This window comes from Thermovenabulum gondwanense, from assembly GCF_001601575.1.
Lineage (GTDB): Bacteria > Bacillota > Thermosediminibacteria > Thermosediminibacterales > Thermosediminibacteraceae > Thermovenabulum > Thermovenabulum gondwanense.
On record NZ_LOHZ01000023.1, the window covers coordinates 170477 to 180743 of the forward strand.

Here is a 10267-nt window from a genome sequence, read left to right on the forward strand (position 1 = left end):
GGAGGCCTTCAAAACCTGCTGGTTTTGGTGTACATCAAATCAGCGCCATGGTACTTCCCCTTAAAAAAAAGATTTGCTATTAATTTAATTATAAAACAAAAAATTCTTCCCTGCTATTATTTTTTTATGTTTGGTCTATGTCAAAGATTTAGTAGTTAATATAACAAATAGTGTTTTTGTGAATTGTATTTTATTTTTAAATGACTAAGATTAATGTTTCTTAAATGCTTTTGCGATACAGAAGGAGGAGTTACCGGAAGGCATGAAAGCTTTAAAAGCCGAGGTCCTCGTTTACAACCAAAACGTGAATGTCGGTCAATAACGGTTTCCTTTCCAATATAGTTGTTATGCGGCAAATGCGCTCGGGAGAATTGCAGTCCGCACAAAAGCCGGTACTGGCGCATGGAGTGGACAGATTAAGGCGTCTTGCATTGGCTGGTGCAGCATACATTTTTATCCTGTTTAAACCTTCTTCTATGCTACCGACTATTTTATTTCTGCCCGCTATTATTATAATCTTTCGGGGGCCGAAAAACATGGATGCCGCGCGGTTTCCCGTACCGTCGATATTGACGAGATTACCGGTTAAAGTAAGAGCATTGGTGCTTGTCAAAAAAAGGTCACAGGTGAGCTGACGGCGTCTTATGGCCATTTTTTCTTCAGAAGAAAGGTTAGGTGCGTTATGATTTAAAAGTTCCTTCCCCATTTCCTTTAAAACTTCAGCCACATTTAGTTCCACCAGCGTCATTGAGCCCCCAAAACCTATGGTGGAGGCTTCTTTTGCTTGATTTATTATGTAATCTACAGCCTCTTTTCTTGTCGTGCAGTATACGGCGGTAAAACCGTTTTTCTTTAAAGATTCCACCGCTTTTTGGCAATTTTTCTCATAAGCCCAATTTAATATTTCCTTAGAAGAAGTCATATACAACACCTCCCGTTCATTTTAAATGGGCTCCTGTCAATTAATTTTACAACAAATACGGCTAAATTAAATCATTTTTTGGGCAAAAGCAACAATAATATCCAAAAGCTGCTTTACCCGGTGTAAAAAACCTTTTAAATTCCTTTTTGTTCCCTCGTGCTGCATATTTGTTAAAACCTCTTTAACCCTTCCTCCCTTTTTAACTACTTCAATGGTAAGCCCTACCTCCATACCGTATCCCCGGGAAAAAAATTTGCAGTCTTTTAAAAATACCCTTTTTACCGCCCTTTGCCCCGAAAGTGGAAAATGAAAATATCTTCCTGTAAAAAGGAAAAGTCCAATTCGAGCAAAATTTTTAACTATCCCAAACCCACCTTTTGTTTCCCCGGAAAATTTATTAAACCCCGCCACCGTCATGTCCGCTTCATTATTGAATATGGGAGTAATCAGTGCTAAAATATCTTCCTTTTTAAATTTAATATCCGCATCTAAGAATAATACTACTTCTCCCCGCGACTCTTTAAAACCCTCAAAACAGGCATAACCTTTCCCGTAATTTTTTTTCAGATGTATAACTTTTACTCCTTCTTTTTCCGCTAATTCACCCGTTCTGTCTCCGGAACCATCATTTACTACAATAATTTCTTCTATTTCTATAATTTTTTTTAATGATCTTAATAAAAATTGAATATTATTTTCCTCGTTATATGCCGGGATTACCACGCTAAGCCTCATTCTTTCCACCTTCATTTTAGATGAATTTATAATTCTCCTCGTGGAAAAATATAATCGGAGGTGGATTTTTTGTACAAAAAAAATTTGCTCGCTATTATAATTATTTTTTTTGTTATTTTTTATGCTAATCCTGGTCATCTGGTTTATGGCGGGGATTTTTATACACAAATAAAACAGCCCAAAGGTGAAGTAAGTATTTTAATTTCTACTTTAGAAAGAAGATTGTACGTTCTCGTGGATGGTAAGATTTATAAATCTTACAGAGTAGCCGTAGGAAGCTTTGAAACTCCAACTCCTATAGGTTTATTCAAAATAACCGAAAAAGCCAAATGGGGAGAAGGGTTCGGCTCCCGATGGATGAGGCTTAACGTCCCGTGGGGGATTTACGGTATCCACGGTACCAATCGTCCATCCTCCATAGGGGGTTTTGCTTCTCACGGCTGCATCAGGATGCACAATAAAAACGTGGAAGAACTCTATTCAATGGTTAAAGTAGGAACAAAGGTTTATATAGTAGGCGGAATTGATGGACCTTTTACCTTTGGATTTAGAACCTTAGTGGAGGGCTCTCGAGGCTCCGATGTCCGGGAAGTGCAAAAAAGGCTTCATAATTTGGGTTATTACAGCGGAAGTTTCGACGGTATTTACGGGCAGGGAACCAGAGCCTCGATAATAGCTTTTCAGATAAAAAACGGCTTAAGGCCTACAGGAATTGTAGACGCCAAAACTTATGAGAAACTGGGTATAATAAAGTTTGAGTAAATCTATTTAACCCCAAGATATGCCTCTCTAATCTTTTGATTTTCTAAAAGTTCCATGCCCGTTCCACTTAATACTACCCTACCGGTCTCTAAAATATAAGCTTTATGTGAAATTTGCAGAGCTTTATTGGCATTTTGCTCGGAAAGAAGTATTGTTACCCCATCCATGTTTATTTTGACAAGTGAAGAAAATACTTCTTTTGTAAAAAGGGGCGAAAGTCCCAGAGATGGTTCATCCAAAAGAAGTATTCTCGGTTTTGCCATTAGGCCCCTTCCGAGAGCTAACATTTGTTGTTCTCCTCCACTTAAAGTCCCTGCAAATTGCCTTTCCCTCTGTTTTAAAATAGGAAAAAGTGTATATATATATTCCATATCTCTTCTAATCTCTTCTTTATCTTTTCTCAAAAAGGCTCCTAATAAAAGGTTTTCTTTTACGGTTAAATTTGCAAACAATCGTCTTCTTTCCGGCACTAGGATTATACCCATTTCCGCTACTTTGTGGGATAAAGGAGGTATTTCCTTATTTTCAAACATTATTTTACCGTTTTTAGGTTTTAATATCCCGGCTATGGTCATCATAAGCGTCGATTTTCCAGCACCGTTTGCACCTACAATGGATACTATTTCACCTCTTTTTACACTTAAGCTTACCCCTTTTAATGCATGAATTTTTCCATAATAAACATTTATATCCCTTACTTCTAACATTCCTCGTCCTCCTCTCCCAGATAAGCCTTTATAACCCTGGGATCATTTTGCACCTCATCTTTTGTCCCTTCCATTAATTTGGAACCAAAATTCATAACTATAATTCTCGGACAAAGGTTCATAACCACATCCATATGATGTTCTATTAAAATTATGGAAAGGTTGTACTTGTTTTTTAGTTTATTAATTAATTCCACAAGTTCTAACGATTCTTCCGGGTTCATACCCGCTGCGGGTTCATCCAAAAGTAGAAGTTCGGGAGATAAAGCAAGGGCTCTTGCAATCTCCAGTTTTCTTTGAAAACCATAAGGGAGTCCTGAAGCCTGAAAATTTGCATATACTGTTAATCCCACATCCTCTAAATATGAATAAGCCATTTCTTTTAATTTTTCTTCTTCTTTTTTTACCTTTGATATTCCCAAAATCGCATGAAATAGATTATAATCAGCTTTTTTATATAATACGGTTCTTACATTGTCTAAAACACTTAACCGGTTAAACAGTCTGATATTTTGGAAGGTCCTTGCAATACCCCTGTTCACAATTTTTACAGGATTGTAATTATGAATATATTCTCCTTTAAATTTTATTTTTCCAGAATCTATTCCATAAACACCGGTTATCAGGTTAAAAACCGTGGTTTTACCCGCTCCGTTAGGGCCTATTAATCCAACTATTTCACCTTTTTTGAGGTAAAAAGACAAATCAGATACGGCTCTTATTCCTCCAAAGCTTTTAGATATATTATCCAATTCAAGCAAATACATTTTTTAAACCCCACTTTCAAAAGATTCAGGTTTACGTATTTTTCTTAGAAATTCAAAGCTAAACTCTTTATACCCCATTATACCCGAAGGCCTGTAAATCATTATAAGAATAAGTATCAGTCCATAAGCCACAAGCCTCCACATGTTAGCAACCCTTAAAATTTCAGGTACCGCTATAAAAATTGAAATTGCAAAGATAGGTCCTGTTAAACTACCTATCCCGCCAGCTACTACTGCCGCAGTAAGTTGTGTAGATAATACTGATGTAAACATAGCCGGTTGAATAAAATTAATGTAATGTGCAAAAAGCCCACCAGCGAGCCCCGCACATGCAGCACTGTATCCCAAGGAAAGAAGACGTACTTTTAATAAATCTATTCCTCCCATCTCTGCGGCGACTGGATCTTCTCTTACAGCAATCGCATTCCTCCCGTATTTGGACCAAATGAAGTTTTTAGTCAAATAAATAATTATCACTGAGATTATGGCAGCTACCGGGAGAGTAGTGTAATGAGGGATACCGGGAAGACCACGGGCACCTTGTGTTATTGAAAGGTTTTCCAGAATAACCCTCACCGCTTCACCAAAACCTAATGTTGCAATAGCAAAATAATCTCCCCTCAGTTTTGCTCTCAAAGTAGGGATACCAATTATTAAACTTACTAAAGCTGACATTATCATACCTGCTATAAGAGCGATAAAAAAAGGTAAATGATAAAAATAAGTAAGTATAGCTGAAGTATAAGCCCCTATTGCAATAAAAGCAGCATGCCCCAAAGAAAAAAGGCCGGTAAACCCCGTAAAAACGGAAAGCCCTGCTACCGCAACCACTTCAATACAAATTACCGTTATGATTCCCAGTATATACTGCATTAAAAACTCCCCCTTACACCTTTTCTTCTAAATATTTGCCCAAAAGGCCAGCCGGCATAATAATTAGGAAAACAATCACCAATGTAAAGCTGAAGACATCCCGTATTACAGATGAAATATAAACCGAAACAAAGGTCTCCAAAACTCCAAGTATAACTCCACCTATTACCGCACCGGGTAGGCTCCCAAGACCGCCAATAACCGCCGCTATGTACGCCTTATTTGTAATCCAACCCATTGTAGGATATACCATGTATTTCATTCCCATAAACACACCTGCTAGTCCTGCAAAGCAACCAGCCAAAAGAAAAACTATGCCTATAAGCTTAGACATATTGACACCGTAAAGAGAAGCAGCGGTCATATCATAGGAAGCAGCCCTTATTGCAGTTCCTATTTTTGTCTTAGTCAAATAAAGGTGCAAAAGGTATATTGCTACAAAGGAAAATATTAAAGCAAAAAAGTCCAGAACACCAATTTCACTTCCCAAGATATTAATTGAAGATTTTTTAAATATTTCAGGGTAGGAATAAAAATGGGATCCTACGGTAACATAGACCATATTCTCCAAAAATATAGAAACGCCCATAGCGGTTATCATTAGATAAAGGGGTGGGGCTTTCCTTTTAATAAGGGGGTCATAAGCCAGTTTAACATTTATTAAAGCAAGGAGTGCAGCTCCTAAAATCGCACCCAGAAAGGAAAAGTAAAATCCTAATTTAATATGTGAGACTAAAAAATATCCAATATATGCTCCCAGCATTATTATCGTGCCGTGGGCAAAGTTGCTAAAATTTAGTATAGAAAACACTAAAGAATAACCGACTGCCATAAGAGCATACACCCCACCGATAGATAACCCGGTAATCAAAGTCTGAAGAAGCACATCAAAAACCTCCCACATGTATAATTACAGGGGGCATAGCCCCCTGTAATTTAATGAGTAACATATTTTTCTACATAAATAAATTTCCCGTCTTTAACCTGCTGTATGATAGCCGGTTTATTTAAAGGATTATGGGTTGCCGGATCAATGGTGAGGTTTCCGGTAAGGACTTTTAAATCCTTTGTCTTTTCCATAGCCTCCGCTAATGCCATACCATCAAGGCTTCCCGCCCTCTTTATGGCATCTATGAGCATATATAGGGCATCGATAGCCATTACCGGATTTGGAAGAACCGGATCTTGATTAAATTTTTCTTTATACTCCTTAATGAAACCCTGAATATCTGGGTCTTCTATAGCTGTGAGATTCACAAAATACGCACCTTCTACGGCAGAACCGCCCAAGGTTACCAAATCAGGGCTTCCCCAGTTATCGCCACCGAGAAAGGTTGCTTTTATACCTAAATCCCTTGCTTGCTTTGCCGCAAGGGCAGCTTCCTTTTGTGCAGTTGGTATAAATATTACCTCAGGATTTGCCTGTTTAATTTTCCCGAGCATTGCCCTGTAGTCTAATTCTCCGCTCCTGAAAGCCTCTTTTGCAACTATATCCCCACCAATTTCCTTAAAACTATCTTCAAAATATTTTGCAAGCCAGGAAGAATAGTCGGAACCTACATCATATAATATTGCGGCTTTTTTGGCATTCAGTTTAGTATAAGCAAACTGAGCCGCAACCCTACCCTGGAAGGGGTCGATAAAGCAAACCCTGAAAGCATATTTTCTTACCTGGCCCTCCTTTGGAACCGTAACAAGGGGATTGGTAGCCGTTGTAGCTATAAAAGGAATTTTGGCTTGTTCAGTAACCGATGATATAGCATTGGATACTCCGCTCTGAGCAGGCCCTATTATTGCAATTACTTTATCCTGTTCTACCAACCTTTTAGCAGCGTTTACCGCTTCTACAGCGTCGGCTCTTGTATCGTAAGCAATTATCTTTATCTGCTTGCCGTTTATGCCGCCGCTTTTGTTGATTTTTTCTACTTCCATTTCAAGGGCATTCTTTTCCGACTGCCCCCACATAGAAGCATCACCGGTAAGAGCCACTAAATGTCCTATTTTTATAAAATCGCTTTCTTTTGACTGATTATTTTGACTACTTGTTGAAGTATTGCTGGAACAAGCTGATGTAAATATTAATAGCAATATTATTGCTATTAATAAAATGCTGATTTTTCTTGATATTTTCATTCTACCCCCTCCTTTTTTTAATATATTTTATAAACTTTGGCTTGCTTATTAAATTATATTCTTGTAATTATTATTAAATAATTATGTTATCAGATTAGCTTTTATTCTTTTTATTTATGATTCAGGGTAATTTAAAATCATCTTTGATATTATTTCTTCATACTGGAAAAGACCACCCAACCCCCCGGTATGTATGAATAATACTCTCGAACCCTTCGGTATATTTTTCTTTTTAATTATGTCTATAAGACCGTAGAAAGCCTTTCCGGTATAAACGGGGTCTAAATAAAATCCTTCTTTCCCAGCTACGTATCTAATAAAATCAATAACCTCTTTAGCAATCGTTCCATAACCGCCAAATCCATATCCGTCTATAGTTCTTTCTTCTATCTCTTTTTTAGAAATAAGATTTTCTTTAACATCAAGCATTTTTGAGGTATTTATTATAAGGTTTTCCACATCTTCCACCAGCTCTTCCTTAGGATCGCCTACACCTATACCTAAGGTTGCAACCTCCGGTTTTAACAATTTAAATCCCATAAAAATACCAGCCTGAGTCCCGCCACTGCTTGTAGAACATACTACATAATCAAAATCTATCTTCAAATTTTCACACTGTTCAATTATTTCCACAACCGCACCCAAATAACCCAAAACGCCTATTGGATTTGAACCTCCTACGGGAATTATCATAGGTTTTTTCCCTTTTTTACTTAATTCACCAGCAATTTCTTCCATATAACCCCGTAATGCACTGCTGTTAGGAACATCATAAATGTGAATATCTGCATTTAGCAATTTATTCATTAAAAGGTTTCCTTTATCTTCTTCTCTACCTCTTAATACAAGCACAACATCCATATTGAGCTTTTTAGCCGCTGCTGCCGTCTGCAGTGCATGATTTGAATGAACAGCTCCTGCAGTAATTACAGTATCACACTTTTGTTTAATAGCTTCACCCATAATGAATTCAAGCTTTCTCGTCTTGTTTCCGCCCAGTGCAAGACCGGTCAGGTCGTCTCTTTTAATATAAACTTCGACACCCAATTCCTTGCTTATATTTTCCGCATATACAATTGGTGTAGCCCCACATAAAAATTTTACCCTTGGAAATTTTTGTAACTTAAACTTTAATTCAGCAACCTCCATAAATTATCACCTCAATATAATTTTATTTAAGTATGTAGTCTATAATTCTTAATCAATCAAATTCAAAAATTCTTCAACAGGTAGTACAGGCACTTCATGTCCATCTCTACCGATTATCTTTTCTGCTGTAAAGAGGGAATCCCATACCGCTTCTTCCACCGCTTCTACCGCAGCTTGAAATGCTAAATCTACTGCATCGCAGTGATGGGAAAGGGTTTTAAATTCAATTAAATTCTCTCCGTAATGATCAATTTTATTTGCCGTTGAAAAGGCCAATACTATATCGCCGCTTCCGTTTCCCATGAAAGAACCGGTCCTAGCAAGGCCCAAAATGCCTCTTTTTGCTATCCTTTCAAGCATAAGATTATCTAGAGGCAAATCGGTAGCTATAATTATAATGCAGGAACCATCGTCCTTATCTTTTGGAATCCCATTTTTCTCTTCTTTGTCCTTTAGCCTTTGTTTCAATAACCTGCCCACATTTTTACCCTTAAAGGTCAGGTCTTCCATTCGACCGTAATTTGTAAGTAAAAGAGCCCCAATCGTAAAAATATTCCCATCTATTTCTATTTGCCTTGAAGAAGTGCCTATTCCACCTTTAAAACCATGGCAGATCATACCCGTTCCCGCTCCAACACTCCCCGTTTCAAATTCTAAGGAGGCGTTATTTAAGGCTTCAAACACATGTTCTTTCTTTATATGTCTTCCCCTTATGTCGTTCAAATACCCGTCATTGCATTCCATAACTACAGGATTAACGGTACCTGTAGTTATACCAATATCTTCATTAAAAGAAAGCATGTATTCAATCAAAGCATTTGATGCTATGCCCACCGACAGGGTATTTGTAAGAATTACAGGAGTTTCTAAAGTTCCTAATTCCCTTATTTGCATTAAACCAACGGATTTGCCAAATCCATTTCCTACAAAGCAAGAGGCAAGTAATTTTTCTTTAAATAAATTGCCATTTCGAGGTATAACTGCGGTAACGCCCGTCCTCGCAGGCCCTTCTTCGGGTATTAATTTCCCTTCTCCATAAATTACGGTAGAATGCCCTACTCTTACGCCTTTAACATCACTAATAGAATTTAATTGACCTGGTGGCAATTGCCCCACGCAAATCCCGTAATCCCTCATTCTTTTTCTCATAAAACCACCCTTTTAGTTTATTCCTCTTATCTCTAAGCCCTATATTTAGTTAAAGATTCACAGCAATCGTAACCTTCAAGTACATTTTTTAATGATTTATAAATTATATCGGGATTATAACCTTCCCTTATGGCAGGGTCCACTTCACAGTATAGCCTTCCGATTTCCTGCCAGTTTTTTTCTATCCACACTTTTGCAAAAGCACAGGATTCTAAAAATCCCCGTTTTTCTCCATTTATATACTCCGATTTTCCCTTCCATGCAGAGCTTATGGGCATATCGTAATATTTATCAAGATTTTCAATGGTAAGTTGCTCACCGTTTTCTATAACTTTTTTTGCTATATTTTTACCCCTTTCCAGGCCAAAATTATATATAGCCTTTTTTATAGTGTTTTTTGCGTCTTCCCCGTAGTCTTCAATCATGACTTTTGTAAGGTGATAATATAAAAGAGCCATTAATTCTGCCATGGTTTCCACAGCATTATTATTATTATTTTCCTTCACGGCTCCAGCCTCCTTATTTACATTTGTTTACTAAAGATATTCTTTTTTATAATCTAAAATCCTTTTTTGAGAATAAATTTTACGCTCTAAAAATAAAAAAGCACTTCACCAGAGGAATGTTTATAATCAACTCCGGTGAAGTGTTTTTACCCTTAAATATTATCTTATATTCAACCATTTTATCTAATAACCAAAGGGTTCCATGAAAAGGAATCCTTCGGTAGTATTTTCTTATAACAAAAAAACAAACGGCTTCCTTGAATTCCGGAAACCGCATTTTTTCTGGTGCCGAAGGCGGGATTCGAACCCGCACGAGCCTTGCGCCCACTACACCCTGAATGTAGCGCGTCTGCCAATTCCACCACTTCGGCAAAATTCTTTTGCATCAATTATATTAACACATTTATTCTCATAATGCAATAACCTCTTTAAAGTTGTGTAGTTATTCTGTGATAATGTCATCTTAAAATTTCTCAGTGAAAATGTCACTCACTGTGGTAAAATGAAAGGATGATATTATCAATGAATCCAGAAGAAAGAAATAAGCTTTACGTAGCTCGTTGT

Annotated in this window: 11 protein-coding genes and 1 tRNA gene; 1 reads left to right on the plus strand and 11 read right to left on the minus strand. The window is 37.3% G+C overall.

Features of this window, described 5'->3' with window-relative positions; translation table 11 throughout:
- Window positions 1-271: 271 nt before the first annotated feature.
- Both ATZ99_RS04340 and ATZ99_RS04345 read right to left on the minus strand, forming a co-directional pair.
- Window positions 272-922 (minus strand): lactate utilization protein, encoded by a 651-nt coding sequence (locus ATZ99_RS04340; RefSeq protein WP_068748019.1) that lies wholly within the window; start codon window positions 920-922, stop codon window positions 272-274.
- A gap of 66 nt (window positions 923-988) precedes the next feature.
- Window positions 989-1657 (minus strand): glycosyltransferase family 2 protein, encoded by a 669-nt coding sequence (locus ATZ99_RS04345; protein ID WP_187694821.1) that lies wholly within the window; start codon window positions 1655-1657, stop codon window positions 989-991.
- A 69-nt stretch (window positions 1658-1726) separates the two neighbouring features.
- Between ATZ99_RS04345 and ATZ99_RS04350 the strand changes: the two genes are divergently transcribed.
- Window positions 1727-2419, plus strand: a complete 693-nt coding sequence (locus tag ATZ99_RS04350; RefSeq protein WP_068748021.1) for a L,D-transpeptidase family protein — start codon at window positions 1727-1729, stop codon at window positions 2417-2419.
- A gap of 2 nt (window positions 2420-2421) precedes the next feature.
- Here the strand turns inward: ATZ99_RS04350 and ATZ99_RS04355 are convergent, their stop codons facing one another.
- The 9 genes from ATZ99_RS04355 to ATZ99_RS04395 form a co-directional block, all read right to left on the minus strand.
- Entirely contained in the window at window positions 2422-3126 is a 705-nt protein-coding gene (locus ATZ99_RS04355; RefSeq protein ID WP_068748022.1) for an ABC transporter ATP-binding protein, read from the minus strand.
- Window positions 3120-3893 carry an ABC transporter ATP-binding protein gene (locus tag ATZ99_RS04360; RefSeq protein WP_068748023.1) on the minus strand — a complete coding sequence of 258 codons (774 nt, stop codon included), beginning with the start codon at window positions 3891-3893 and terminating at the stop codon, window positions 3120-3122. The genes ATZ99_RS04355 and ATZ99_RS04360 overlap by 7 nt, the downstream gene beginning before the upstream one ends.
- A 3-nt stretch (window positions 3894-3896) precedes the next feature.
- Window positions 3897-4766 (minus strand): branched-chain amino acid ABC transporter permease, encoded by an 870-nt coding sequence (locus tag ATZ99_RS04365; RefSeq protein ID WP_068748024.1) that lies wholly within the window; start codon window positions 4764-4766, stop codon window positions 3897-3899.
- A gap of 13 nt (window positions 4767-4779) precedes the next feature.
- A complete protein-coding gene (locus ATZ99_RS04370) occupies window positions 4780-5652 on the minus strand; it encodes a branched-chain amino acid ABC transporter permease (RefSeq protein ID WP_068748037.1) in 873 nt (290 codons plus the stop codon).
- A 50-nt stretch (window positions 5653-5702) separates the two neighbouring features.
- Window positions 5703-6899 (minus strand): ABC transporter substrate-binding protein, encoded by a 1197-nt coding sequence (locus tag ATZ99_RS04375; protein ID WP_068748025.1) that lies wholly within the window; start codon window positions 6897-6899, stop codon window positions 5703-5705.
- 114 nt (window positions 6900-7013) lie between these two features.
- Window positions 7014-8048: a D-cysteine desulfhydrase family protein gene (locus ATZ99_RS04380; protein ID WP_068748026.1), complete on the minus strand. Its 1035-nt coding sequence runs from the start codon at window positions 8046-8048 to the stop codon at window positions 7014-7016.
- Between the two features lie 48 nt (window positions 8049-8096).
- Window positions 8097-9197 carry a DmpA family aminopeptidase gene (locus ATZ99_RS04385; protein WP_068748027.1) on the minus strand — a complete coding sequence of 367 codons (1101 nt, stop codon included), beginning with the start codon at window positions 9195-9197 and terminating at the stop codon, window positions 8097-8099.
- A 32-nt stretch (window positions 9198-9229) separates the two neighbouring features.
- Window positions 9230-9703 carry an L-2-amino-thiazoline-4-carboxylic acid hydrolase gene (locus tag ATZ99_RS04390; RefSeq protein ID WP_068748028.1) on the minus strand — a complete coding sequence of 158 codons (474 nt, stop codon included), beginning with the start codon at window positions 9701-9703 and terminating at the stop codon, window positions 9230-9232.
- Between the two features lie 283 nt (window positions 9704-9986).
- Window positions 9987-10074, minus strand: a tRNA-Leu gene (locus tag ATZ99_RS04395).
- Window positions 10075-10267 lie beyond the last annotated feature (193 nt).